Consider the following 25,756-nt stretch of genomic DNA (forward strand, 5'->3'; position numbering starts at 1 on the left):
GATGAGCGTCCAGGGATTCAACCTGCAGCAGCCCGGCCTCAAGCACGACCCGCAGTGGTTCCGCAAGGCGGTCTTCTACGAGGTGCTCGTGCGCGGCTTCGGCGACTCCACCGGCAGCGGATCGGGCGACTTCACCGGTCTCCTCAACCGCCTCGACTACCTGCAGTGGCTGGGTGTCGACTGCCTGTGGCTGCCGCCGTTCTACGCCTCGCCGTTGCGCGACGGCGGCTATGACATCGCCGACTACAAGGCGATCCTGCCCGAGTTCGGCACGCTGCCGGAGTTCACCGAGTTGGTCTCGCAGGCGCACGCCCGTGGCATCCGCATCATCACCGACTTCGTGATGAACCACACCAGCGACCAGCACCCGTGGTTCCAGGCCTCACGCAGCGACCCCGAAGGTCCATACGGCGACTACTACGTGTGGGCCGACACCGACGACAAGTACACCGAGGCACGGATCATCTTCGTCGACACCGAGGTGTCGAACTGGACCTTCGACCCGGTGCGCCGCCAGTTCTTCTGGCACCGCTTTTTCTCCCACCAGCCGGATCTCAACTTCGAGAACCCGAAGGTGCAAGAGGAGATGTTCGACATCGTCCGGTTCTGGATGGACCTCGGCATCGACGGGTTCCGACTGGACGCGGTGCCCTACCTGTTCGAGGAGGAGGGCCACAACGGCGAGAACCACCCGAAGACCCACGAGTTCCTCGCCGAACTGCGCAAGATGGTCGACACCGAGTACCCCGGACGCGTGCTGCTCGCCGAGGCGAACCAGATGCCGCACGAGGTCGTCGACTACTTCGGCACCGAGGAAGCACCCGAGTGCCACATGTGCTTCCACTTCCCCGTGATGCCGCGGCTGTACTACTCGCTGCGGGAGGAGAAGGCCACGCCGATCATCAACGTGCTGGCCGAGACTCCACCCATCCCCAAGGGGACGCAGTGGGGCACCTTCCTGCGCAACCACGACGAGTTGACGCTGGAGATGGTGACGCCGGAGGAGCGGGCCGCGATGTACGGCTGGTACGCCCCCGACCCGCGGATGCGCGCCAACGTCGGCATCCGGCGACGGCTCGCCTCGCTGCTCGACAACAGCCGCGCCGAGATCGAACTCATCCACGCACTGCTGCTGTCCTTGCCGGGCTCGCCATGCCTGTACTACGGCGACGAGATCGGTATGGGTGACAACATCTGGTTGGACGACCGCGATGCCGTCCGCACCCCGATGCAGTGGTCGCCCGACCGCAACGCCGGCTTCTCCACCGCCGACCCGGGCAAGTTGTACTTGCCGGTGATCAGCTCGCTGGTCTACCACTACAACAATGTCAACGTCGAGGCGCAGATGGCGCAATCGTCCTCGCTGCTGCACTGGGTGCGCGAGATGCTCGCCATCCGCGCGCAGTACCCGGTGTTCGGTCTGGGCGATTTCGTGGTCCGCGAGACCGACAACGACACGGTGCTGGCGTTCACCCGCACGATCGCTGCCGAGGACGACCCGGACGACCAGATCTCCATCCGTTCGGTGCTCTGCCTGAACAACCTGTCGTCCAGTCCGCAGTCGGTCACCATCCAGTTGGGCTCGGAGTTCGCCGGGGCCCGACTGCGTGACCTCTTCGGCGGCGCGCACTTCCCGGTCGTCGGCGAGGACGGCAACGCCACCTTCACCCTGGGCTCACGCGACTTCTTCTGGTTGTCGCTGCGCCCTGTCGGAAGCGAGTGAACTGATACCTGATGGCCATCTTGCACAAGGCGACCCTCGAGCCGTCGAAGAACGAACTCATCGAGGCCTGGATCGGCGAGCAGCGCTGGTACACAGGCAAATCCGGCACGCCTGCGTTGTCGGTGATCGGGAGCTATCGCTTCGACGATCCTGCCGGCGAGGTCGGGGTCGAGGTGTCGCTGGTGCTCGACACCTCCGGTGCCCAGCCGACCCTGTTCCAGGTGCCGCTGACCTACCGTGGCGCCCCACTGGAGGGTGCAGAGCGCGCACTGGTCGGCACCACCGAACACTCGACCCTGGGCACGCGCTGGGTGTATGACGGCTGCAACGACCCGGTGTTCGTCACCGCGCTGCTGGAAACGATCGTGACCGGCGGCCGGCACGCCGATGTGCAGTTCGAGGAGGGCACGCAGGATCGTCCGCAGGGTGTCTTGCCCGCGTCGGTTCGGGTGCAGGGCAGCGGTACTCGCGGCCGCAGGATGCCGACCGTGGTCCGCACCAAGGTGTTGTCGGGTGAGCAGTCGAACACCTCGATGATCATCGACACCGAGGACCGCGCCGGCGATCGACGCACCGTCATCGTGAAGCTGTTCCGCGTGCTGCAGGACGGCCTCAACCCGGACGTCGTGTTGCAATCGGCGATCTCCGCCGAGGGCTCGAATCGGGTGCCCGCGACCATCGGCTATCTCACCGGCCAGTGGCCGGACAACACGATCGGCACCGGCCACGCCGCCGGCCACCTGGCGTTCGTGCAGGAATTCCTGCCCGACGTGCGGGACGCGTGGCGCGAGGCACTCGAGGCCGCCGAGGCAGGCACCGACTGGTCGGCGAACGCCCGGGCTCTGGGCGTCGCGACCGCCGAGGTGCACACCGTGCTCGCCGATGCGATGCCGACCGCGACGGTCACTCCGGCACGGGCTGAATCAGTCGTCGCCGAGATGCGCCGCCGGTTCGACGTCGCGGCGCGCGTGCACTCCGACATCAACCGGCACCGTGCTCGCTTCCAGCAACTGCTCGACAGCGCGAAGGACGCGAACTGGCCTGCGCTGCAACGTATTCACGGCGACTACCACTTGGGCCAGGTGCTCGACGTACCGAACCGCGGATGGGTGCTGCTCGACTTCGAGGGCGAGCCACTACGTCCGCTGCGCGACCGCAACAACCTCGACTGCCCGCTGCGCGATGTCGCGGGGATGCTTCGTTCGTTCGACTACGCCGCCGCCTCCGTCGACGGTGACCGGGCCGACTGGGCCGCCGCCTGCCGGGACGCGTTCCTGGCCGGCTATGAAGAAGCGTCCGGTGTCCGCCTGGCCGATCACGCGCCGCTCGTCACCGTCTTCGAGGCCGACAAGGCCGCGTACGAGGTGCTCTACGAAGCACAGAACCGTCCGACCTGGTTGCCGATCCCGGTAGGCGCGCTCGACCGTCTGCTCGGCGACAACTCCACCGACTCGGCCGCGCCCGCCGACGGCACCGCGTCCGTCATCAACAGCGAGGAGACTGCTGTGAACTCCGATACCGATACCGTCGATCGGCCGGCCCCGCCGCGCCTCGACCCCGACGCCGCAGCGGCGGTGCTGCGTGGCGTGCACACCGACCCGCACAGCATCCTGGGTGGTCAGCGCGATGAGAGCGGTGTGTACGTCCGGGCGCTGCGTCCGCTCGCAAGGACCGTCGAGGTACAACTCGAGGACGGTTCGCGCGTCCCGATGGAGCACGACACCGACGGCATCTGGTCGGCGCGCATCGACGGCGACCAGGAACCCGACTACCGCATCGTCACCACCTACGAGGACGGCGTCGAGCACGTCGCCGACGACTCGTTCCGCTTCCTGCCCACGCTGGGTGAGATGGACCTGCACCTGCTCGGCGAAGGCCGTCACGAGGAACTCTGGAACATCCTCGGTGCCCACGTTCGCACCTACGACGGTCCGGCCGGGAAGGTCACCGGTACCTCGTTCGCCGTGTGGGCCCCGAATGCGTTGGGTGTCAGGGTGATCGGCGACTTCAACCAGTGGGACGGTTACGCCCATCCGATGCGTCGACTCGGCGGCACCGGTGTCTGGGAGATCTTCGTCCCCGGTGTCGGTGCGGGTACCCGGTACAAGTTCTCCGTGCTGTGCGCCGACCGCGTCTGGCGCAGCAAGTCCGACCCGATGGCGCAGCAGGCCGAGACCGCTCCGGCGACGGCGTCCATCGTCGTCGACTCGCACTACGAGTGGCAGGACGAACAGTGGCTCGAGCACCGCCTCGAGAACGACCCGCACGACGGCCCGATGAGCATCTACGAGGTGCACCTGGGTTCATGGCGTCAGGGCATGAGCTACCGCGACATGGCCGAGCACCTTGTCAACTACGTCAAGGACCTCGGCTTCACGCACGTCGAGTTCATGCCGGTGATGGAGCACCCGTACCCGCCGTCGTGGGGCTACCACGTGACCGGTTACTACGCCGTGAACTCCCGCTTCGGCTCGCCCGACGACTTCAAATACCTGGTGGCCTCGTTGCACCGCAACGGAATCGGCGTGATCCTCGACTGGGTGCCAGGTCACTTCGCGACCGACGAGTGGGCGTTGGCGAAGTTCGACGGCACCGCGCTGTACGAGCACCCCGACCCCCGCAAGGGCTGGCACAACGAGTGGGGCTCCTACATCTTCGACTTCGGTCGCCCGCAGGTGCGCAACTTCCTGGTCGCCAACGCAATCTTCTGGTTGCAGGAGTTCCACGCCGACGGTCTGCGCGTCGACGGTGTGGCTTCGATGCTCTACCTCGACTACTCGCGCAATCCCGGCGAGTGGATCCCGAACAAGTACGGCGGCCGCGAGAACCTCGAAGCAGTCCAACTGCTGCAGGAGACGAACGCGACCGCGTACCGGCGTGTGCCGGGCACGGTGATGATCGCCGAGGAGTCGACCTCCTGGCCCGGCGTCACCAAGCCGACCAGCGCCGACGGCCTCGGCTTCGGGTTCAAGTGGAACATGGGCTGGATGCACGACACCCTCGACTACTTCGCCGAGGCCCCGATCAACCGCGGTCATCACCACCACAAGCTGACCTTCGGTCTGGTGTACGCGTTCAGCGAGCAGTTCGTGCTGCCGATCAGCCACGACGAGGTCGTGCACGGCAAGGGCTCGCTGCTGCGCAAGATGCCCGGTGATCGCTGGCAGCAGTTGGCGAACCTGCGGGCACTGCTCGGCCACATGTGGGCCCACCCCGGCAAGCAACTGCTGTTCATGGGTTCGGAGTTCGCACAGGAGTCGGAGTGGGCCGACGGCCGCAGCCTCGACTGGTGGCTGCTTGACCAGCCTGCTCACTGGGGCGTGCACGCCCTGGTGAAGGACCTCAACCGCGTCTACAAGGAGCACGAAGCGCTCTGGGGCCAGGACAACAAGGGCGAGGGTTTCCGTTGGGTCAATGCCGACGACGAGTCGGGCAACACCTACTCCTACCTGCGTCTGGGACGCGGTGTCGAGCAGGAGCGTGACGTCCTGCTGGCGATCACCAATTTCTCCGGCGTCGAGCACGCCGACAAGCGAGTCGGGTTGCCCCGCAAGGCGATCTGGCGCGAGGTGCTCAACACTGATGCCGCTCACTACGGCGGCGGCGGGCGCGGCAACCTCGGTGCCGTCGAGGCGACCGAAGAACCGTTCGACGGCCTGCCCTACTCGGCGACGATCACCCTCCCGCCGCTGTCGACGCTGTGGTTCGTGGCTCCCGCGGCGGACGCCGACGACGCCACCGAACAGCGCACCGTGGCCGATGACACACAACCGGTGACGACAGCGGACGAGGGCGCGCAGCTGGTGGCCGGAGCCGTGGTCGGTTCGGGCGACGACTCCGAGTCCGTCCAGGTCGACCAGATCTCCCAACCCGAACCCACCGAGGGCAACAACCTCGACGACTCCGGGACGACGTCCGTGAAGTCCACCGATGTCGGATAGCCGGCACACCCGGCCATAACCCCGGGGTTTCAATGCACCTGTCCCGCCGGCGGCACGCAGCCGCTGTTCGGGTACCACGGTGGCGGCTTCGGTTCGGTCTCGGCCGCGTCCGCTGCCGGCAGGACACGTCCGCCTCGGTTGATCGGCCTGACGACGTCGGCCGTGCGCCCGCACACACGGGCGCACGGCTGACAGACTGAAGGCATGAGCCACGAACGCGCGGGCCAGGTTGCCCAGTCCTCGGATCTGACCGACATCGACGCTCTCGTCCGGGCGTACTACGACGTGTCGCCCGACCCGGAGAACGTCGACCAGCAGGTGGTGTTCGGCACCTCCGGGCACCGCGGGTCGTCGCTGAAGGGTGCGTTCAACGAGGCGCACATCCTCGCGACCACACAGGCGATCGCCGACTACCGCCGAGACAAGGGCTACGACGGGCCGCTGTTCATCGGCCGTGACACCCACGGTCTGTCCGAACCCGCGTGGGCGACGGCGCTCGAGGTGCTCGTCGCGAACGACGTCGAGGTGCTGGTGGACGACCGCGACGGTTTCACTCCGACCCCCGCTGTCTCCCACGCGATCCTGCGCGCCAACGGCGGTCGCACCACGGGCCCGGGTCTGGCCGACGGCATCGTGGTGACGCCCTCGCACAACCCGCCCGCCGACGGCGGCTTCAAGTACAACCCTCCGCATGGTGGACCCGCCGACAGCGATGCCACCAAGGTCATCGCCGCAGCCGCCAACGATTACCTGAAGGCCGGCCTCGACGGTGTGCGCCGCACGGCCGACGCCCGTTCTGCCGCAAAGGGATACGACTTCCTCGGCACCTACGTCGACGACCTGCCCAACGTCATCGACATCGAAGCGATCCGCAATGCCGGCGTCCGGATCGGCGCCGACCCGCTCGGCGGCGCGTCGGTCGCGTACTGGTCCGAGATCGCCGAACGCCACGGTCTCGACCTGACCGTCGTCAACCCGGACGTCGACCCGGCCTGGCCGTTCATGACGCTCGACTGGGACGGCAAGATCCGCATGGACTGCTCCTCCCCCTACGCGATGGCGTCCCTGATCGCCCAACGCGACACGTACGACATCGCCACCGGCAACGATGCCGACTCCGACCGGCACGGCATCGTCACTCCGGACGCCGGGCTGATGAACCCGAACCACTACCTGGCCGTCGCGATCCAGTACCTCTACGGCGGAGCGCGGCCGAACTGGAAGAGCGACCGGGTCGGCAAGACCCTCGTGTCGTCGTCCATGATCGACCGCGTCGTCGCGTCGATCGGTGCGACCCTGTGGGAGGTGCCGGTCGGCTTCAAGTGGTTCGTGCCCGGCCTGCTCGACGGCTCCGTCGGCTTCGGTGGCGAGGAATCCGCCGGTGCGTCCTTCCTGCGCATGGACGGCACCGTCTGGACCACCGACAAGGACGGCATCCTGCTGGCGCTGCTCGCCTCGGAGATCCAGGCTGTCACCGGCAAGAGCCCCAGCGTGCACTACGCCGAGCTCACCGAGAAGTTCGGCGCACCTGCCTACGAGCGCATCGACGCACCGGCCGATCGTGAGCAGAAGGCGAAGCTCGGGGCCCTCTCCCCCGACGACGTCCCTGCGGATTCCGTTGCAGGAGAGCCGATCACCGCGAAGTTGACCGAGGCCCCGGGCAACGGTGCGGCGATCGGAGGACTCAAGGTCGTCACCGAGAGCTCGTGGTTCGCCGCGCGTCCGTCGGGCACCGAGGACGTCTACAAGATCTACGCCGAGTCGTTCAAGGGTGCCGACCACCTCAAGCGGGTGCAGGACGAGGCCAAGCAGATCGTCGATACCGCCCTCGGCTCCTGAGCGAAAGTCCGCAGAACTCGCGGGTCACCCCCGCGAGCCTGAGGACTTTCGGTACTGGAATGGTTGGAAACGTGAGTGAGCAAGGACGCCTGTTCGTCATCGCCGGCATCCCCGGTGCCGGCAAGACCACCGTCGGACGGGCGCTGGCGCGGGCACTGCCCAAAGCGGTGTTCGTCGACGGCGACCTGATCGGCGACACCGTGGTCAGCGGCAAGGAAGTGATCTCGGAGCCACCGAGCATCGAAGCGATCGAGCAGCTGCTGCTGCGGTACGCCGGAGCCCTGACCCTCGCCGACGTCTACCGGTCCGCGGGATTCGACGCGGTGATCGCCGACGACATCATCGGTGACCGTCTCGACGACTTCCTCGAGCTCGCCGAACCCGAACCGGTCCATCTGGTCGTACTGCATCCCTGTGCTGACGTCGTTGGGGAGCGATCACCCGTGCGCGACCAGAGCATTCCTGACGACGGTCTCACCACGCTCGATCACTGGAACGTCCTCGAGCACCAGACCGGCCGCCTCGGGCTGTGGCTCGACACCAGCACGATGTCGAATGCGATGGCCGTCACCACGATCCTGCGTAATCTCGACCAAGCACTCATCGTCGCCGACACCGACTGACGGGAGCGCCCGCGAACCTACTACTTCTCGGCCGAACCCACCGAGTGGGCTCAGTAGATTCGGTCCCGATCAGTGGGCTCGCGAAGATCAGCCGAGGATCTTGGCCTCGTCCTTGGCCCACAGACCGGTCAGCCCGCGGAAGTGGCCGAGGAACTTCTCGTGCTCGTGCGGCGGGTAGGTCGACTTGACCGTCTCGACCAGCAGCCGGTCGAAGTCGTCCGAGAGCACCCAGTCGAGCACCATCTCATCGACGTGGCCGAGGCTCTGCTCGCAGAATTCGCGGTACTTCTCGGTCTCGAAGTGCTCGTCGGCCAGTTGCTGGTAGCGCTCCAACTTCGCCTTGTACGGAACATCCTTGTCGGCGACCTCGAACCACGGCTCGGTGTCGACCAGTGTCTTCGCCTTGCGCCCGGTGACCATGCAGAAGATCGACCACTTCAGCAGCGACTTGATCGCCCACGGGAAGTAGTAGTGCAGCGAGGTGATCGCGACGTCCGGGCAGGCGTTGGCGTAGTCGATCGGGTACACGACTGCGTCCTTGACCAACATCTCGCAGCTGTTGAACTCCCAGCGGAAGAACGCGTTGACCGTCTGCGCGATCGTGCGGGCCTCGGCGCCGACCTCCGGCGAGAGGAAGTCGTAGGCGACTTCGTAGCGGTTGTGCATCGGCTCGTCCGGCCGGAACTTCATCACCATCGTCTCCGGCCCGATGGTGAGCGCCCGGGCAAACACCTCGTAACCGTCGACGGCCTTCTGCAGGTGCATCAGCATCTCGCCGGACTCGTCGTACGCCGCGTGCAGATCGCGTTCGTCACGGATCATCGACACACCGCGCCAGGCACCGCCGTCGAACGGCTTCATGAACATCGGGTAACCGAGTTCGGCAGCAACCGAGTCGAGGTCGAAGGACCGGTTGTACTTGCTGGACGTGTACGCCCAACGGACGTTGTCGAGCGGGTTCTTGTACGGCACCAGGACGGTCTCGGGCACGTTCATCCCCATGCGCATCAACGCGCAGTACGCCGCGTGCTTCTCCATCGCCTGGAAGGTGAACGGACTGTTCATCAGGTAGACGTCGTCCATCAGCGCGACCTTCTTCAGCCACTCGCGCGGGTGGTAGTACCAGTGCGCGAGCCGGTCGATGACAAGGTCGGTGCGCGGACGATCGCGCAGGTTGAACGGCTCGATCGTCATTCGCTCCGTGCGGATGTCGTGCGTCGTCCCGTCGGGTGCGGTGATCGGGCCGACCCGGCGCACGAGTTCCTCGAACGCCTGGGGCCAGTCCTCTTCCGCGCCGAGCAGCAGACCGATGAGGTGTTCGGACATTCGATGTCTCCTTCGTCGAGGCGGTGGTCAGCAGAAGCGGGGCAGGTGATGGGCCAACTGCTTCTGCCACCAGGGCCAGTCGTGGGCGCTGTCGTGGCCCCATACATCAAGCTCGTGGGGAATTGCCTTGCGTTCCAACAGTTCGGCGAATTCACGGGTTGAGGGAAGGGACCGGGTCGGGTGCCATTCGAAGGGGCCCTCCCCGACGACCAGGAGCACGGACGCGTGCTGCCGGATCCAGTCGAGATGCTCACCTTCCATACCGGCGACGTAATGCATCGGGTTCGCGAAGTACGTCGCGTCACCGGTTTCGCCCCACCCGTGCCAGGTGGTGACGTCGTAGTTGCCCGAGAGTCCGATGCCGAGGCTGACCGCCTGCGCGTGCGTCAGTGCGAAGTGCACCGCGTGGAAGGCGCCCATCGAGACACCGACGGTGATCATCGGCAGCCGTGTGCCGAGCTGCTGCTCGATGTAGGGCAGCACAGCCTGCTCCAACCACCGGTTGTACACCTGGTGGCGAAGCGCACGTTCCTCGGTGGGGTGCTCGTCGGCCGACCAACTCCACCCGTCGAGGGAGTCCACACAGAAGAAGCTGACCCGCCCGGCATCGACGAGGTCCTGCACGGCCGCGACCATGCCGTTGTTCGCGAAGTCCTCCGCCCGGCCGGCCTCACTCGGGAAGACGAGCACGGGACGACCGAAGTGGCCATGGCGGATCACACCGAGTGACTCCTCGGTGCCGGGGACCTGGAGTTCGACGCGTTCACCTGACACGTGTGTCATCCAACCGCACTCCATGCCTCGCGCAAGAGGTTCGGCAGCATCGGGTCGAGACTGTCGCGCCAAGCGGTCCAGTTGTGCAGGTCGTTGAACCTCTCGTACGCCACGTCCCAACCGCTGTTCATCAGCCCGAGGGCGAGTCGCGTGTTGAGCCGTTCGTTGCCTTCACGGGCACCGCAGACCATCCCGATGTGCAGATCGTTGCGGACGGTGGTCGCGCTGATGCCGGCGACCTCCCTCGTGATGCGGTCGAACCAGCGGAATGCGTTGTCGCTCTTGTCGATCCGTGCGTCGAAGAACGATCCGGACTGGCTGAACACCACACCGACGCGGGGATCACGCATGCCCACGAGCATCGAGGTGAGCCCGCCGAGACTGGCGCCGGCGACGGCTACCGGCGCGTCGCTGGGAAAGCGTTCCTGCAGCGCGCCGAGCGCGCGTCGAACCGTCCGCAGGTAACCGGGCGAACCGGAGTACCACTGCATCCGGCGGGGTGCGTCGGCGAGCACGATCCGGAATGCGGGAAGGGTGCCTGCGGCGATGTGCGACCCCGCCCATCGGTCGATCCGGGCGTGGTCGAGATAGCCCGAGCCGTCGTGGCACCACAGCACCGGCGCCGGGTCACGAGACCGCAAGCCGGACGGTGTCCACATTCGCACCGCGAGAGGGGCGGCGAGGGCGCTGGGGAGTTCGAGCGTCGTCAGCCGTCCGGGTGTCGCGGGTGCGCTCAACCAACCTGGTTCCCGGTAGTCGCTGCGATGCCACACCGAACGCGGACCGAAGTCGGTCTTGACGACGTCGTAGTCCGGATGGAGCACCCTCCTGCCGCGGCGTCCGACGCCGAAGGCGAACTCCAACCGCTGGATTCCGTCGGGCGAGACCGTGCGCTCCCACCCTCCGTCGACGAACCGGCACGGCCCCCCGACCGGGCCCGCGTCGAGGCTGACCTGCGACCAGCGTCGGTCGGGGTCGGGCAGCCGAAACGTGGGCACGGGTCTCGGGCCCGATCAGTACAAAGCCGACATCAACGACGTGCGCGCCTTCTTCACCCGCGGGTCGGTCGCACCGACGACATCGAAGAGGCCGATGAGATGTTCGCGGGCCTGGTTGCGCTCGTCGCCGGAGGTGGCCTTCACCAGGTCGATCAACCGGGCGAACGCGTCCTCGATGTGACCTCCGAGGACGTCGAGATCGGCGACCGTGGTCTGCTTGGCGACGTCGGTCGGAGCGTCGGCGGCAGCAGCCCGTGCCTGCTGCAGATCGACACCCTCGGTGCGCTTCAGCAGGGTCACTTGACCCATTCCCAGGCGAGCGTCCTCGTCGTCCGGATTCGCCTGCAGCGCAGCCTGATAGGCGGCGATAGCCGCGTCATAGTCACCGGTCTCGATGGCCTCGTACGCCTTCTCGTGATGCTCGTTCAGGGGCTCTTCCTCGGCATCGTCCGGCTCGGGAGCATCTGCAGCGCCCTGGACGCGACCGGTGATGCCGTTCTGCTGGGCAGCCTGCAACACCTGGTCGAGCACCGCGCGGACGTTCTCGTCGGACTGCTCCCCCACGTACAACGGCAGCGGCTGACCGCCGATGATCGCGAGCACCATCGGTACCTGTTGCACCTGCAGGGCCTGACGCAATTGCAGGGCCTGCGTGATGTCGGCGACCGCGAGCAGCAACCGTCCGCCGTAGCTGTTCACGATCGCAGCGAGCGCGTCGACGTGTGCACGGCTCTGCGGCTGGCTCGAGGACCACAGCGCGAGCAGAACAGGCACCTGCATCGACTGCTGGGCGGCGTCGTTGAAGCTACGGTCATCGACCTCGACGACGTACGAGCCGCCCGCTGCCGAGGTCGGTGCGCCGGCGGGCGGTGCCGCCGGGCGAGCAGGCTTGGCGAGAGCGGACAGGTCGACCGCGCCGCGCAGAGCGGCAGCGTTGAGCGGATTGTTGGACATGCGCCCATTGTGACCGATCCACAGGTGCCGATCAGATGGGCATCCCGCGGATCCACTCCATCCGTCCGTCGTCAAGGTGGATCTCGACGTCCGCCACTGCGGCGGCCTGCAGGTCGTGCGTGGTCACGACGACGCAGGCACCTTCGTCTCCGCCAACCGGTTGGAAGTCGATCACGGCTGGGTCACGCTCGTGTCGTCATCACACAGGTGTCGCGCTGAGCGAGTTCGAACTCCGTTGTGCCGCCCCGATTTTTGCCGGCAGATGCTCGAATCCGCGTAAGACTCGAGTCGTGCGCCGCTCCCGTCCCGACAGGAGGCGGAGGCCAGGGTACCGCTCGTAGAGCGAGCGAAGACCGACTTCGGCCTCCATCCGTGCGAGCGCCGCGCCGAGACAGAAGTGCCGACCGGCGGAGAAGGAGAGGTGATCGCGAGCATTCTCGCGCGCGACATCGAACGTGTCGGGGTCGACGAACACCTTCGGGTCACGATTGGCTCCGGCGAGCACCGCCGTGATCAGCTGGTTGGGTCGAGTTCTGGCTCCCGCAATCTCGCTGTCGCGCAACGTACTTCTCCCGGTAAGCAGCACTGGGGGATCGATCCGGAGCACCTCGTCGACAGCGTTGGGCCACAGCTGCGGCTCCTCGCGCAGTCGCCTCAACTCGGCCGGGTTGTCCTCGAAGAGGGCAATGGCGTTGCCCATGAGATTGACGGTCGTCTCGAAACCCGCAGCGAGGACGAGGCCGGCCGTCGACTTCAGCTCAATGTCGTTGAGGGCCCCTTGTTCGTCGCGGACGGCGACGAGTTGGCTCATGAGGTCGCTGCCGGGACTGCTGCGCAATCTTTCGATGTGCTGGTCGAGCCAGGCGTCGAACTCCTGCAGAGCCGCCTCGACATCCTGGGTAGCCCGCCAGGAAAGCCCGAAGTCCAGACTGGGAGCGGCCCCGGTGCCGAGCTTCAGTACGTAGTCGTGATCCTGGGCCGGCACGCCGAGGATCTGCGAGATGACGATCACCGGCAACTTGGCGCAGTAATCCTGAGCGAGGTCTACCTCGGGTCGACCCTCGAGATCGTCGAGGAGATCGTCGGCGATCTGCTGCACCTGGGTGCGGAGGGCTTCGACGGCGCGGGCCGTGAAGACGCGGGTGACCAGCTTGCGGTAGCGCGTGTGGTCCGGCGGCTCAGTCGCCAGTAAGGAGGGCGGACGCAGCGGGTGCAGGAAGTCGATCTTCGCCCAGTCGAGGAGGCGCCCGGTGCGCGTCTCGGTGTTCAGCGGAAAGCCGGTGCGGACATCGTTGGAGGACAACACTTCTCGCACCGCAGCGTGATCGGCGGTGATGTAGCCCAGCCGCGTCGGAACCATCGGCCCACTGGCCTGCACCTCGGCGAAGATGTCGGCGAGTGCGGCCGTCTCGTGCCGCTCGGCAGCGAAGAACAGGCGCGCTTGCAGATCCCCACGCTTGGCCGCGACGCGCACGAGATTGCGAGGCAGCGCATGCTCGAACGACCATCGGACCGCGAACTTCGGATCGACCTTCATGATTCGATGCTAAGGCGCCTTCTACGTCTGTAGTGGGTTCTGGGTGAACTGCCTCACATACGCGACATCCTGATCAGGTCGACCCCGAGGTCGCCATCGCGTTTGCGGCCGCCGTCGTCGCGGAAACCGTTGCGGCGATAGAACGCCTGCGCGCGGTGGTTGCCGTCGACCACCCAGAGATGCGCGGCCCTGCGCCCCAGCGCCCGATCAACCAGAGCCTGAGCGACGCCGGTGCCGTGGTGTGCCGAAACCACGTTGAGCGCCCACAGTTCCAACGGCGTGGGCGGATCCTCGTCGCGGGATTCGTCGACCGTAATGAAGCCGACCAGCTCTGCAGTGCCGCGGTGCTCGGCCACGAACGTGCGACGCTGCGGCGGCGTGGTCTCGATGATCGTGCGCCAGCGGTCGGCACGCGTGCCTGGATCGAGCGCCGCGAGAGCCTCGTGTGTCATCAGCCCTCGATACGCCTCGCGCCAGATCTGGACGTGTGCCCGGCCCAGCGCGTCCGCGTCCGTCATTCGGGGACGCCGGATCTGGTACTCCGAAAGGCTCATCCGTCGCCCGCCCAATGCTGCTGCACGCGGGCGACCTTTGCGGTGATCTGGCCGGTGTGGCCGGGCCGGAGGTCGGCCTTGACGACGAGACCAACTCGTGGGCTGGTGGCCATGACGGCTTCAGTGGCACGCTTGATCACGTCCATGCATTCGTCCCACTCCCCCTCGATGGTGGTGAACATCGACCCGAGTTCATAGGGAAGGCCGCAGTCGCGAACGACCGCGAGCGCGTCTGCGACGGCGCGGCTCACCGAACCGTTCGGGTCGTCGGTGGTGGACGGTGCGACGGAGAAGGCGAAGAGCATCCCTTCACTCTAGGCGGGCTCACGCGGCGACCACCTTGCGCGCCGCCTGCTCCAGCGCTACGAGCGTGCGAGTCAGGGTGTCGTGCACGGCGGCGTCGTCGAGGTCGAGTTCGTTGAGCGCGTTCTTCAGCATGGCGCTGAGCGTGCCGTTGTTGGCCGGCGCGAACAGCAGCACCGGACCTGTGCGCGTGCCGGCAGAACCTCGCGGCTGCTGCCGGCACGCGCACACCGTGCTCTGGTCAGGCGGTGGTTCCGACCGTTCCGACCGCGCCGACCATGTCGGCAGTGTCATCGACAGAAGTGTCGCCGGAGATCGATCCCTCGGACACCGTCGCGATGTACTCGTGCACCAACGGCACCGCAGCCGCGCCCTCTCCGCTGGCCGACGCGACCCGCTTCATCGAACCGGATCGGATGTCACCGACGGCGTACACACCCGCAACGGTGGTCTCCAGTGGCGCCGGCGGGCAGCCGTTTCGCCAGGTATCCATCGGCACGTCGCGTCCGGTGAGCACATAACCGGCGCCGTCGCGAGCCACCTCGTCGGGCAGGAAGTCGGTGCAGGGGTGCGCCCCGATCAGGATGAACAGCCCGCAAGCCTCCTTGGTGAACTCCTCGCCGGTGACGTTGTTGCGAATGCGCAGCCACTCCAGGTGGCCCGATCCCCCGGCATCGACGACCTCGGCGTTGCCGGCGACCTTGATGCGCGGGTTGGCCTCGATCTCACGGATGAGGTAGTCGGACATCGTCTCGGTCAGGTCGGCGCGACGCACCACGATGGTGACCACGCGGGCGAACTTCGCAAGATGCACCGCGGCCTGACCGGCCGAGTTGCCACCGCCCACCACGACCACGTGACCGCCGGCGCACTCGCGCGCCGCCGACGTGGCCGCCCCGTAGTGGACACCGAGCCCGACGAGATCGTCGATCGAAGGCACACCCATCCGGCGATACTTCACTCCCGAGGCCACCAGCAGGGCCCGCGCACGCACGCGTCCCTGCGGGGTGAGCAGCACGTGCGGAGATCCGTCGGTGCCGAGCTCGACGCCGTTGACCCGGCAACCCGACCGCAGGTCGGCGCCGAAGCGCGATGCCTGGGTGCGGGCCCGCTGCGCCAGCCGCATGCCGGAAATGCCACGCGGAAAGCCGAGGTAGTTGCGGATCATCGAGCTCGAACCCGCTTGTCCGCCAATGGCATCGGAGTCGAGGACGACCGTGCGCAAACCTTCGGACGCACCGTAGACCGAGGCGGCCAGCCCGGCCGGGCCGCCGCCGACGATCACCAGGTCGAACACCTCGGCGGACAGGTCGGTCGAGGTGTCGGTGAAGTAGGTCGAGACCTGCGCGATGGTGGGATTCTGAGACAGCCCGCCGAACGGTGAGCTCACCAGCGGGTAATCGATCTCACCCTCGTGGCCGGTGCTGCGCAGCTGTTCGATGATCTCGAGCCCGACCTCGCTGTCGGGGCTGGAGGTGCGGGTCGGCACGCCTTGACGATCGAAGAAGTCACGCAACCGACCGAGCGCCGCAATGTCGGGCGGCGAGACGAGTTCGACGGCCGCGACCACGGGGCCGGCGGAGGTCCATGCCCAGTCGGACAGCAACTCGGTGACCGCGGTGTGAAACTCCTCGTCGCGCACGCCGCGCGGCACGGTCAACGGCGTGTCCAAGCGTCCGGCGGCCATAGCCTCGCGCACCACCGTGCGGGTGTGTCGGAACTCGCCCCAACCGAGCAGCAGCACGCGCTTCACCGTCGGGCTGAGCGCGTGGATGCAGTCGAGCGCGACGAGCCCCGGGGTGTCGGCGAGAGAGGACTCCGCGGCGACGAGTGCGATCTGTCCGTTGAACGCGATCGCCCGCTGTGCCTGCCGCAACCCGTCGGCGAGGGTCGGCACGACCACCACCTCATAGTCACGCTTGTAGCGGGAGAACTCCCCCTCCATCACCTCGGCGTACTGCGCTGCGACCACGAGGATCATTGGCTTGATGGTCATACGAATTCCGTTGTCAGTCATAAGTTCTCAATCAATCGATCGGCTGCGACGTAGGGGTCGGTCGTGCCGGCCACCACCTGCTGGGCGAGGTCGTCGAGATCGCCGCCCTCGCCAGGCCGCGCCATCCGCGCCCGCACCAGACGTAGGGCGATCTGCTCGATCTCCGAACGCGCCCGCGCGGTGCGACGCCGCCCCAATTCTCCGCTTTCCTTCGACCACGCGAGGTGCTTGTCGAGCGCGGCCATGACATCGTCGACTCCGGTGCCCTTCTCGGCCACCAGCTTCTCCACCGACGGACGCCACAAACCCGGCTCGGTGCGGTCGCCGAGGCTGATCATGTGGCGCAGGTCGCGCACCGTCGCATCGGCACCCTCCCGGTCGGCCTTGTTGACGACAAACACGTCGCCGATCTCCAGAATTCCCGCCTTCGCGGCCTGCACCCCGTCGCCCATGCCAGGTGCGAGCAACACCAACACGCTGTCGGCGAGGCCCGCGACCTCGACCTCGCTCTGCCCGACGCCCACCGTCTCGACGAAGATCACGTCGCAACCGGCAGCATCGAGCACCCGCAGCGCCTGCGGTGTCGCCCAGGACAACCCGCCCAGATGACCCCGGCTGGCCATCGAACGCATGTAGACGTCGGGGTCGAGTGCGTGGTCGACCAGGCGGATGCGGTCGCCGAGCAGCGCACCGCCGGAGAACGGCGAACTGGGATCGACGGCCAGCACCCCGACCCGCTGCCCGCGGATCCGGAACGCCCGCACCAGCGCGTTGGTGGTGGTCGACTTGCCCACTCCCGGCGAGCCGGTCAGACCGATGATCCGCGCCTTGCCGGTGTGCGGTGCGAGTGCCGCCATCACTTCCCGCAATCGCGGGTCGGCGTTCTCCACCAGCGTGATGAGACGGGCGACGGCCCGGGGAGATCCACCCCGGGCCGCCTCCACCAACGAAGGGACGTCGACCTGACGACGACTCATCGACGAATCCTCTTGTCCCGCAGCGAAACTCAGGCCTCCGGGACGCGGACGAGCAGGGCGTCGCCCTGTCCGCCGCCGCCACAGAGGGCGGCCACACCGACGCCACCGCCCCGACGGGCGAGTTCGAGCGCCAGGTGCAGGTAGATACGCGCGCCGGACATGCCGATCGGGTGACCCATGGCGATCGCGCCGCCGTTGACGTTGACCTTGTCGGCGTCCAGACCGAGCTGCTTGGTGGACGCGAGACCGACCGCGGCGAACGCCTCGTTGATCTCGATGAGGTCGAGGTCGGACGGCGCGATGCCCTCCTTCTCACACGCGACCTTGATCGCGTTGGCGGGCTGCGCCTGCAGGGTGGAGTCGGGACCGGCGACGACGCCGTGAGCACCGATCTCGGCCAGCCACTTCACACCGAGCTCCTGGGCCTTCGCCTTGCTCATCACGACGACGGCGCACGCGCCGTCCGAGATCTGCGAGGCCGATCCGGCCGTGATCGTGCCGTCCTTGCTGAACGCCGGACGCAGCTTGGACAGTGAGTCCTCGGTGGTGTCGGCGCGAACACCTTCGTCGTTCTTGAACTCGATCGGGTCGCCCTTGCGCTGCGGGATCGAGACGGTGACGACCTCGTCGTCGAACAAGCCGTCCTTCCAGGCCTTGGCGGCGAGCTGGTGGCTGCGCGCGGAGAACGCGTCCTGCTCGGCGCGGGAGAACTCCTGGTCGGCGGTGTTGGCCGACTCGGTCAGGTTGCCCATCGCCTGGTCGGTCAGCACATCCCACAGACCGTCGTAGGCCATGTGGTCCTTCATCGCGACGTCGCCGTACTTGAAGCCCTCGCGGCTCTTGATCAGCAAATGGGGCGCCTGGCTCATGGACTCCTGGCCGCCCGCGACGACGGTGTCGAACTCGCCCGCACGGATCAGCTGTGCTGCGAGCGCGATGGCGTCGACACCCGACAGGCAGACCTTGTTGATCGTCAGCGAGGGCACGGTCAGCGGGATGCCACCCTTGGCCGCGGCCTGACGGGCCGGCATCTGACCGGCTCCGGCGGTCAGGACCTGGCCCATGATCACGTACTGCACCTGGTCACCGGACACACCGGCCTTGTCCAGCGCACCCTTGATCGCTAAACCGCCCAGGTCGGATCCGGAGAAATCCTTCAACGAGCCGAGCAGCCGCCCCATGGGGGTACGGGCACCGGCGACGAGGACCGGCGTATGAGCGTCGTCAACAGCAGTCATTCGAGTTCACTTCCAGCGACGTTGATGGATGAGGCGTTCGCGTCAGCTGCGCCCTTGCCGGCTCGGCGCAATCAGGCCTCCGAGCCGTGACTTCCACCATAGTCTGGAGCCATGAATTCGCTGCCGTCGCATCTGTTCGAAGCCATCGACCACGTCGGGATCGCGGTGCCCGACCTCGACGCCGCGATCGAGTTCTACCGAGACACCTACGGGATGACCCTCGCGCACGAGGAAACCAACGAGGAACAGGGCGTCCGCGAAGCGATGATGACCGTCGGCGACCCTCAGGCGCCGCACGCGCACATCCAGCTGCTCGCGCCATTGTCCCCCGACTCCAGCATCGGCAGGTTCCTGGATCGTTCCGGCCCGGGTATCCAGCAGATGGCCTACACCGTCAAGGACGTCGAAGCTGTCTCGAAAGCCTTGCGGGACAAGGGGCTTCGGTTGCTCTACGACGAGCCACGCCGTGGCACAGCCGGATCGCGGATCAACTTCATCCATCCGAAGGACGCCGGTGGCGTGCTGGTCGAACTCGTCGAGCACACGTCCCACTGAGCGTCCGCAGCGCGCACGCCTCGACCCGCGATTTCTGCGGACTTTCGGGTGGCGTTCACCGTGTACCAGTAGGCAACAGGCCATCCTCGGCGCATGGACCGCAGAACACCGGCCTTCATCGCCCTCGCCATCACGATGCTCAACACCGGGGACTGCTCAGCGCCACGATCCCTTCGGTGGACGTCGGTCCCGCGCCGTCCAGCACGGCGTGTGCCAGTGCCGCCGGTCGGTGAGATCACCGAGCCCTTCGGCCGGCCACACCACCACATGCGCGAGGGCACTGCTCAACTGCTGCTGACAGCCCGGACACACATACACCCGGCCGTTGCTGTTGCCGCGCACCGACCGCACGTTCCAGCGCTGCCCGAGGTAGCTGTCGATCCGGACGCCGACGTCGAGCAACCGGGACAGGTCCGGCCGCTCGGGCCGATCCTTGCGGTGGTTGCGCCGGGGCACGTCAGGCCGAGGTGTCCGTGAAGTCGCGACCGCTCATCATCTGCTCGTCGAACAACGGTGAGGGGCTCAGACCCGGCTCGCGGGTCTCGTCGTACATCCGCAGCAGTCCTAAGAGCACCGCGTCCGCGCCCATCTGGTCGATGTAGGCGAACGGGCCCTGCGGGTAGCCGCACCCTGCGGTCATCGCGGTGTCGACATCGGCGACGCTCGCGTAACCGGAGTCGACCATCTTGACCGCGTCGTTCAGATGCGGCAACAGCAGCGCGTCGACGACCAGGCCGGCACGGTCGCGGGCGACCATCGTGCGCAGGCCGGCAGCAGCGAGGGTGCCGTGGACCAGGTCCACGGCACTCTGCTCACCCGACCGCCCGATCTCGACGACCTGACCGGCCTTGGTGGCTGCGTGCAGTCGGACGACGACCGGGCGCACGTCCTGCGCGATGCTCCCGGCCGCGTGGAACTCGGCGTCCTCGTCGAGCACGGCGACCACGGTGCCCTCCGACAGTCCCTCGACGAGATCCCCGAACCAGGCCGCGCCTTCCTCGTGCGACTCGCACTCCCCGTCGGCACAGCCCCTCCGGGCCGCACGCGCAGTCGGTCAAGCCACTGCCGACCAGGAACGCCAGGTCGACCGATTCGGGCAGCTCGTCCGAGGACGACCCGTAGGCGAGAGCCTGCACGCCACCCTCGTCGAGCACGCGCACCAGTTCGTCGGCGACGGCGCCCTCGCCGATGACCGCGACCTGAGAGGCACCCTTCGGCGCGGAAACGGGCTCGGGCGCGTCGACGACAGCGCCCGAGCCGGCCTTCTCGTACTGGTAGAACCCATGGCCGGTCTTGCGACCGAGGCGACCTGCGGCGACCATCTGCTGCAGCAGAGCGGGCGGGGCGGCGGACGGCTCCTTGGTGGCGTCGTACAGGACGTCGCAGACCTCCTTGACGACGTCGAGGCCGATGAGGTCGGACAGGGTGAGCGGGCCCATCGGGAAACCGATGCCGATCCGGGCGGCGTCGTCGAGGTCCTCGCGCCTGACGTGACCGGTCTCGTAGGTGCGAATCGCACGGGCCAGGTAGGTGATCAGCAGCGCGTTGGCCACGAACCCTGCCCGGTCACCGACGACGACGGGCTTCTTGCCGAGGGTGACGGCGAGGTCACGGACGGCCTCGACCAACTTCTGGTCGACCAGGATCGTGGTGATCACCTCGACCAGAGCAAGCACCGGCGCGGGGTTGAAGAAGTGCATGCCGATGACGCGCTCGGGGTGCTCGGTCGCAGCAGCGATCTGCGTGATCGACAGACTCGAGGTATTGGTCGCCAGCACCGCATCGGGCCGGACGATCCCGTCGAGCTCGGTGAAGATCGAGGTCTTGATCTCCAGGCGCTCCGGCACCGCCTCGATGACCAGATCGACGTCGGCCAGGTCGCTCAGTCGATCGCTGAAGGTTGCACGCGAGACGATCTCGTCCCGCCCCGCCTCGTCCAGCTTGCCGCGTTTGATCTGGCGATCAAGCGAGCCGGTCAGGAAGCCCTTGCCCCGCTGCGCGAGTTCCTTCGTGCCGTCGACCGCGACGACGGGAATGCCCGCCTTCACGAAGACTTCGACGATGCCCGCACCCATGGTGCCGAGGCCGATCACACCCACCGACTTGATCTGCTGCGTCATGCCCCGAAGTCTCCCAGACCGCGGTCTGCCCGATCGAGCCGGTCACCGTCCGCATTAGGCTGCCCCGGTGCGAGTTGTGATTGCCCGATGCAGCGTCGATTACGGCGGACGCCTGACCGCCCACCTGCCGATGGCCACCCGCCTGCTGATGGTCAAGGCTGACGGCTCCGTGCTGGTGCACAGCGACGGTGGCTCCTACAAGCCGTTGAACTGGATGACTCCCCCGTGCTCGTTGGTCGAACTCGATCCGACGGACGACGAGCGCACCGAAGGTGTCGACAAGGTGTGGTTCGTCCAGCACGCCAAGAGCGAGGACAACCTGCGCGTGCGCCTGTACGAGGTGCTGCACGACACCAGCCACGACCTGGGCATCGACCCGGGCCTGCAGAAGGACGGTGTGGAGGCGCAGCTGCAGGAACTGCTGGCTCAGCACATCACCACTCTCGGCGACGGATACACCCTGATCCGACGCGAGTACATGACCGCGATCGGCCCGGTCGACATCATGTGCCGCAATGCCGACGGCGCAACCGTGGCCGTCGAGATCAAGCGTCGGGGCGACATCGACGGCGTCGAGCAGTTGACCCGCTACCTCGAACTGCTGAACCGTGATCCGGTGCTGGCGCCCGTCGAGGGTGTTTTCGCGGCGCAGCTCATCAAGCCGCAGGCTCGTACGCTCGCTCAGGATCGTGGAATCCGTTGCGTGACACTGGATTACGATGCGCTGCGCGGTATCGACGACGCCGACTCCCGGTTGTTCTGATGGCCGAGGACGAGCTCTTCCGGGGCCGCGGCGGCGCCGTGGCCGCACCCAATGCATTGGCGGCGCAGGCCGGTCTCGATCTCATCCACCTCGGCGGCACGGCCGTGGACGCTGCCATCGCGGCGATGCTTGTCACCTACGTGAGCGAACCCGGAATCGTCTCTGCGCTGGGTGGAGCGTTCGTGAACATCTGGCCGGACGGCGGCGACCCGATCGTCGTTGACGGCAACTGCGAGATGCCCGGGCGCGGCCTGCCGAGCACCCGCTTCGGCGGTGGCCTGCGCGAGGTCGATCTCGACTACGGAGGCGGCATCACGATCTACGCGGGCGCCGGCTCCGCAGCGACCCCAGGATCGTTCAAGGCCTTCGAGGAGGCCCATGCCCGGCACGGGCGTGCATCGTGGGCCGACATCATGGCTCCGGCGATCGAGATCGGACGCCGCGGTTTCCGGCTCGGCGCCGCTGCGGCGAGCTACCTCGGAATCGTCGGCCAGGCGCTCTACGGATTCGACCCGCAGACCCGGAAGGCACATTTCGTCGGCGATCACCCGGCGACCGTGGGCACGATGCTCACTGTGCCGGAACTCGCCGACACCCTGGATCTGCTTGCTTCAGAAGGGTTTTCGCTGCTCTACGGCGGGGATCTCGGACGCCGGGTGGCCGATCATCTCCAGGCGAACGACGGGCTCATCACGCTGGAGGACCTCTCGGCTTACGAGGCGCGGGTGCGTCCGGCGACGGTCGACCGGGTCGGACCGTGGCGGCTCGCTACCAATCCCCCACCCTCGATCGGCGGGCCGGTACTGGCCACCATGCTTCGCCTGATCCAGCGACGCGGGGCCACCGCGGACGACGTGCTGCAGGTGCAGCGCGAGGTGTTGACCTATCGGGCCGGCAGCCTGGATGCCGCCGCGGATCTCGAGATCGCCGGGGCCGACCTGTTGCGCGCCTTGGAAGGCAATGATCTGGCCACCTTGCCCACCTCGACGGACACCGCTCACGTGAGTGCGGTCGACAGTCGCGGCAACGCGTGCGCACTGACGTCGTCCGCCGGGTACTCCTCCGGCGTCACCGTGCCCGGCACCGGACTCGTGCTGAACAACTGCCTGGGCGAGCCGGAACTGAACCGCCGAGGGATTCATGCGGTGGCTCCCGGCACCCGGCTCGCATCCAACATGGCGCCGACCACCGGGCAGGACGACGACGGCGCGATGCTCGCCATCGGGAGTCCGGGCGCCGACCGCATCACGACCGCCCTCATGCAGGTACTCGCTGCCCACTGCCTGTCCGATGTCGCGCTGCAGGACGCGATCAACGCACCGCGTGCACATGTCAGCGTCGACTTCTCGTCTCGCTCGATCCGACTGGAGACCGAACCGGACAAGGCGCTGGAAGCTGCCGCCGCACGGATCGACGCACCGCACGTCGGGCATGCCCGCCACGCGATGTACTTCGGCGGAGTGGCCGCGGCCAAGCGTCGCCCCGACGGTGACCTGCAGGCGGCAGCCGATCCGCGACGCGCTTCGGCAACCGCGATCGGTTGAGCGTCAGGCGGTTGCGGCGACCGCAGGCGTCGTCCAGGTCAACACGCGACTGAGCTTCGTGCTGCGGATGACCCGGTCGAGACGGGGCGACACATCCGTCAGCACCAGATGGCGACCAGCCTTCGCCGCCCGGCGATCCGCGCCGACCAGCACGCCGAGTCCGGCCGCATCGATCACCTCGGCTCCGTGCAGCCGAACCCGCAACTCACCCTCCCCGGAATCGATGGCGACGCTCAACGCGTCGCGGACGACCGAGATGGTGTTGACGTTGAGCTCGCCGATGACCGCGAGTTCGGTGCCCGGGAGGACCTGATGGACCTCGAATCCGGGCACACTCTTGTAACGGTGACGACGAGTGGATCGGGCCACGAAGTCCGACATTGGAACCCCCAAGTTCCCAAGGTGCGGTGTGTATGTGCGTCCATTAGGCCACCGCTTCGGTGGAATTCACACCAGGGTGGGGTCACGGTTTCATCACGTATGTGATATTGGTTCGGCGCCGAATCCTGGTCGAACGACCGAGCAACTCCCGCCGAGGCGAGGCATGGCACGATCGGGCCATGGTCATCCTCAGCCGCATCTACACCCGCACCGGCGACAAGGGCACGACGGCCCTCGGCGACTTCAGCCGCACCAGCAAGACCGACCCGCGGCTGGCGGCTTACGCCGACACCGACGAGGCCAACAGTTCGATCGGAGTCGCGGTGGCCTGCGGCGACCTCGGGGACGATGTCGACAAGACTCTCTTCCGCGTCCAGAACGATCTGTTCGACGTGGGCGCCGACCTCTGCTCCCCGCTGGTCGCCGATCCGGAGTACCCGCCGCTGCGGGTCAAGCAGGACTGGGTCGACCAGTTGGAGCAGGACATCGATCGCTACAACGAGGGATTGGAGACGCTCCGCTCGTTCATCCTGCCCGGGGGCAGCGCGGGTGCAGCGCACCTGCATGTGAGTCGGACGGTGGTCCGCCGGGCGGAGCGGTCCACCTGGGCTGCGATCGAGACGTACGGCACGGACGAGGCACCGGCCGGATCGGCGAAGGGCAGCGGTGGAGTGAACCCCTTGACCGCCGCCTATCTCAACCGGCTCAGCGATCTACTGTTCGTGCTGGCGCGGTACGCCAACGTGGACGTAGGTGGGGATGTGCTGTGGGTGCCGGGCGGCGAACGCTGACCGAACCGCGCAGGGCGACGAAGCTCGAGATCCCGCAGTTGCTGGTAGCGCCTAGTAGCGCCCCGAGTTGAAGCCGGGCGGGGACGATTCCGACCACGACCGCAGCTGGGTGTAGTCGCCGCGGCTGATCGCAAGACGGTGCACCTCGCCGCCGACCGTGCAGTCGACGAGCACCGGCTCCTGGATCACCGACGGCACCTTCTCCGCGGCCAGAGGCGGACCGAACTCGGCGTCCTCACGTCGCACCGTCCAGCCGGGTGTGAGGCCGATCCCGAGCACCGGGAACCACTCGATCGACGCAGCCTGGGTTCGCGTCATGCCCATCACCCAAAAATCCCCACGGCGGCGAGCCATGAGGATCATCAGGTGGTCCTTGGTGATCAACCAACGTCGGACGATCACCCAACAGACGAAGGCTATGGGGAGCGCGAAGAGCACACCGAGGGCGACCTCCGCGGTGAGCAGGACGTCGCCCAAAGCCGTCTTTCTCAGGCGTCCAGGCCGGAGGCGTCGATCGCGTCGGAAACGACGGTGACCGAGTTGTGGTCGACCGAGATGAATCCGCCGTCGACGGTGACCACCATGCGCGAACCGCTCACCGGTTCGATCCGCACCTCGCCGGACTCGGCAAGAACCGACAACAGCGGCGTGTGGTCGGGCAGGATGCCGAGCTCGCCCTCGACGGTACGCGCGTAGAGCGCCGAGGCTTCGCCCTCCCAAACCTTGCGGTCGGCGGCGACGAGCTGGACGTTGAGGGTGCTCACGTGGACGATCTCCTGGGAGGTACGGCTGGGGTTGAGGGAAGTCTACCGGCCATCC

Annotated in this window: 25 protein-coding genes; 8 read left to right on the forward strand and 17 right to left on the reverse strand. The window is 67.1% G+C overall.

Translation table 11 applies throughout. From position 1 onward, the window contains the following. Position 1: 1 nt before the first annotated feature. From treS to MF407_RS09850, 4 genes are all read left to right on the forward strand, one after another. Positions 2 to 1,723 (forward strand): maltose alpha-D-glucosyltransferase, encoded by a 1,722-nt coding sequence (gene treS, locus MF407_RS09835; RefSeq protein ID WP_239702174.1) that lies wholly within the window; start codon positions 2 to 4, stop codon positions 1,721 to 1,723. An 11-nt stretch (positions 1,724 to 1,734) separates the two neighbouring features. Next, a complete protein-coding gene (gene glgB / locus MF407_RS09840; RefSeq protein WP_239702175.1) occupies positions 1,735 to 5,664 on the forward strand; it encodes a 1,4-alpha-glucan branching protein GlgB in 3,930 nt (1,309 codons plus the stop codon). A gap of 204 nt (positions 5,665 to 5,868) precedes the next feature. Further along, a complete protein-coding gene (gene pgm, locus MF407_RS09845; protein ID WP_141927903.1) occupies positions 5,869 to 7,503 on the forward strand; it encodes a phosphoglucomutase (alpha-D-glucose-1,6-bisphosphate-dependent) in 1,635 nt (544 codons plus the stop codon). Positions 7,504 to 7,574: 71 nt separating this feature from the next. Further along, positions 7,575 to 8,126, forward strand: a complete 552-nt coding sequence (locus tag MF407_RS09850) for an AAA family ATPase (protein WP_170221759.1) — start codon at positions 7,575 to 7,577, stop codon at positions 8,124 to 8,126. Between the two features lie 87 nt (positions 8,127 to 8,213). Here MF407_RS09850 and MF407_RS09855 read toward each other — a convergent pair whose 3' ends face one another. From MF407_RS09855 to MF407_RS09905, 11 genes are all read right to left on the reverse strand, one after another. Further along, a complete protein-coding gene (locus tag MF407_RS09855; protein ID WP_129624808.1) occupies positions 8,214 to 9,452 on the reverse strand; it encodes a hypothetical protein in 1,239 nt (412 codons plus the stop codon). A 27-nt stretch (positions 9,453 to 9,479) separates the two neighbouring features. Next, positions 9,480 to 10,226, reverse strand: a complete 747-nt coding sequence (locus MF407_RS09860; protein WP_239702176.1) for an alpha/beta hydrolase-fold protein — start codon at positions 10,224 to 10,226, stop codon at positions 9,480 to 9,482. A 5-nt stretch (positions 10,227 to 10,231) separates the two neighbouring features. Continuing rightward, the gene (locus MF407_RS09865) at positions 10,232 to 11,224 is read right to left on the reverse strand and encodes an alpha/beta hydrolase-fold protein (RefSeq protein ID WP_239702177.1); all 993 of its coding nucleotides are present in this window, start codon (positions 11,222 to 11,224) and stop codon (positions 10,232 to 10,234) included. 15 nt (positions 11,225 to 11,239) lie between these two features. Then, positions 11,240 to 12,178, reverse strand: coding sequence for a tetratricopeptide repeat protein (locus MF407_RS09870; RefSeq protein ID WP_239702178.1), 939 nt, complete (start codon positions 12,176 to 12,178; stop codon positions 11,240 to 11,242). Between the two features lie 199 nt (positions 12,179 to 12,377). Then, positions 12,378 to 13,715 carry a cytochrome P450 gene (locus MF407_RS09875; RefSeq protein ID WP_129624804.1) on the reverse strand — a complete coding sequence of 446 codons (1,338 nt, stop codon included), beginning with the start codon at positions 13,713 to 13,715 and terminating at the stop codon, positions 12,378 to 12,380. Positions 13,716 to 13,768: 53 nt separating this feature from the next. Beyond that, positions 13,769 to 14,269 (reverse strand): GNAT family N-acetyltransferase, encoded by a 501-nt coding sequence (locus tag MF407_RS09880; protein ID WP_239702179.1) that lies wholly within the window; start codon positions 14,267 to 14,269, stop codon positions 13,769 to 13,771. Continuing rightward, positions 14,266 to 14,574: a thiamine-binding protein gene (locus tag MF407_RS09885; RefSeq protein WP_129624802.1), complete on the reverse strand. Its 309-nt coding sequence runs from the start codon at positions 14,572 to 14,574 to the stop codon at positions 14,266 to 14,268. The genes MF407_RS09880 and MF407_RS09885 overlap by 4 nt, the downstream gene beginning before the upstream one ends. Positions 14,575 to 14,593: 19 nt before the next feature. Then, a complete protein-coding gene (locus tag MF407_RS09890) occupies positions 14,594 to 14,749 on the reverse strand; it encodes a hypothetical protein (protein ID WP_168990152.1) in 156 nt (51 codons plus the stop codon). Between the two features lie 64 nt (positions 14,750 to 14,813). Next, on the reverse strand, positions 14,814 to 16,568 hold the full coding sequence (locus MF407_RS09895; protein ID WP_239702180.1) for an NAD(P)/FAD-dependent oxidoreductase: 1,755 nt from the start codon (positions 16,566 to 16,568) through the stop codon (positions 14,814 to 14,816). Between the two features lie 17 nt (positions 16,569 to 16,585). Continuing rightward, the gene (gene meaB, locus MF407_RS09900; protein ID WP_129624800.1) at positions 16,586 to 17,545 is read right to left on the reverse strand and encodes a methylmalonyl Co-A mutase-associated GTPase MeaB; all 960 of its coding nucleotides are present in this window, start codon (positions 17,543 to 17,545) and stop codon (positions 16,586 to 16,588) included. A 29-nt stretch (positions 17,546 to 17,574) separates the two neighbouring features. Further along, positions 17,575 to 18,783, reverse strand: a complete 1,209-nt coding sequence (locus MF407_RS09905; RefSeq protein WP_239702181.1) for an acetyl-CoA C-acetyltransferase — start codon at positions 18,781 to 18,783, stop codon at positions 17,575 to 17,577. Between the two features lie 111 nt (positions 18,784 to 18,894). Here MF407_RS09905 and mce point away from each other — a divergent pair, with 111 nt between their 5' ends. Further along, a complete protein-coding gene (mce, locus tag MF407_RS09910) occupies positions 18,895 to 19,338 on the forward strand; it encodes a methylmalonyl-CoA epimerase (protein WP_129624798.1) in 444 nt (147 codons plus the stop codon). 156 nt (positions 19,339 to 19,494) lie between these two features. On the opposite strand, the gene MF407_RS09915 is transcribed toward mce, so the two are convergent. Genes MF407_RS09915 through MF407_RS09925 form a run of 3 tightly spaced genes read right to left on the reverse strand, consistent with a single transcriptional unit; the run spans position 19,495 to position 21,458 of the window. Then, entirely contained in the window at positions 19,495 to 19,794 is a 300-nt protein-coding gene (locus MF407_RS09915; RefSeq protein WP_129624797.1) for a hypothetical protein, read from the reverse strand. 1 nt (position 19,795) lies between these two features. Further along, positions 19,796 to 20,140 (reverse strand): 3-hydroxyacyl-CoA dehydrogenase family protein, encoded by a 345-nt coding sequence (locus tag MF407_RS09920; RefSeq protein ID WP_239702182.1) that lies wholly within the window; start codon positions 20,138 to 20,140, stop codon positions 19,796 to 19,798. A gap of 10 nt (positions 20,141 to 20,150) precedes the next feature. Further along, positions 20,151 to 21,458 (reverse strand): 3-hydroxybutyryl-CoA dehydrogenase, encoded by a 1,308-nt coding sequence (locus MF407_RS09925; protein ID WP_239702183.1) that lies wholly within the window; start codon positions 21,456 to 21,458, stop codon positions 20,151 to 20,153. A gap of 67 nt (positions 21,459 to 21,525) precedes the next feature. On the opposite strand from MF407_RS09925, the gene nucS reads away from it, so the two are divergent. After that, the gene (gene nucS / locus MF407_RS09930; protein ID WP_129624795.1) at positions 21,526 to 22,221 is read left to right on the forward strand and encodes an endonuclease NucS; all 696 of its coding nucleotides are present in this window, start codon (positions 21,526 to 21,528) and stop codon (positions 22,219 to 22,221) included. Then, entirely contained in the window at positions 22,221 to 23,765 is a 1,545-nt protein-coding gene (locus tag MF407_RS09935) for a gamma-glutamyltransferase (protein WP_129624794.1), read from the forward strand. Before nucS ends, MF407_RS09935 begins: the two co-directional genes overlap by 1 nt. Positions 23,766 to 23,768: 3 nt before the next feature. Here the strand turns inward: MF407_RS09935 and MF407_RS09940 are convergent, their stop codons facing one another. Next, positions 23,769 to 24,134 carry an STAS domain-containing protein gene (locus MF407_RS09940; RefSeq protein ID WP_239702184.1) on the reverse strand — a complete coding sequence of 122 codons (366 nt, stop codon included), beginning with the start codon at positions 24,132 to 24,134 and terminating at the stop codon, positions 23,769 to 23,771. 191 nt (positions 24,135 to 24,325) lie between these two features. Between MF407_RS09940 and MF407_RS09945 the strand changes: the two genes are divergently transcribed. Next, entirely contained in the window at positions 24,326 to 24,937 is a 612-nt protein-coding gene (locus MF407_RS09945; RefSeq protein WP_239702185.1) for a cob(I)yrinic acid a,c-diamide adenosyltransferase, read from the forward strand. 51 nt (positions 24,938 to 24,988) lie between these two features. Here MF407_RS09945 and MF407_RS09950 read toward each other — a convergent pair whose 3' ends face one another. Both MF407_RS09950 and MF407_RS09955 read right to left on the reverse strand, forming a co-directional pair. Beyond that, positions 24,989 to 25,414, reverse strand: coding sequence for a DUF2550 family protein (locus MF407_RS09950; RefSeq protein WP_168990151.1), 426 nt, complete (start codon positions 25,412 to 25,414; stop codon positions 24,989 to 24,991). 11 nt (positions 25,415 to 25,425) lie between these two features. Continuing rightward, entirely contained in the window at positions 25,426 to 25,701 is a 276-nt protein-coding gene (locus MF407_RS09955; RefSeq protein ID WP_141927884.1) for a F0F1 ATP synthase subunit epsilon, read from the reverse strand. Positions 25,702 to 25,756: the final 55 nt, after the last annotated feature.

The organism is Yimella sp. NH-Cas1 (assembly GCF_022359705.1).
Taxonomy (GTDB): Bacteria; Actinomycetota; Actinomycetes; order Actinomycetales; family Dermatophilaceae; genus Yimella; species Yimella lutea.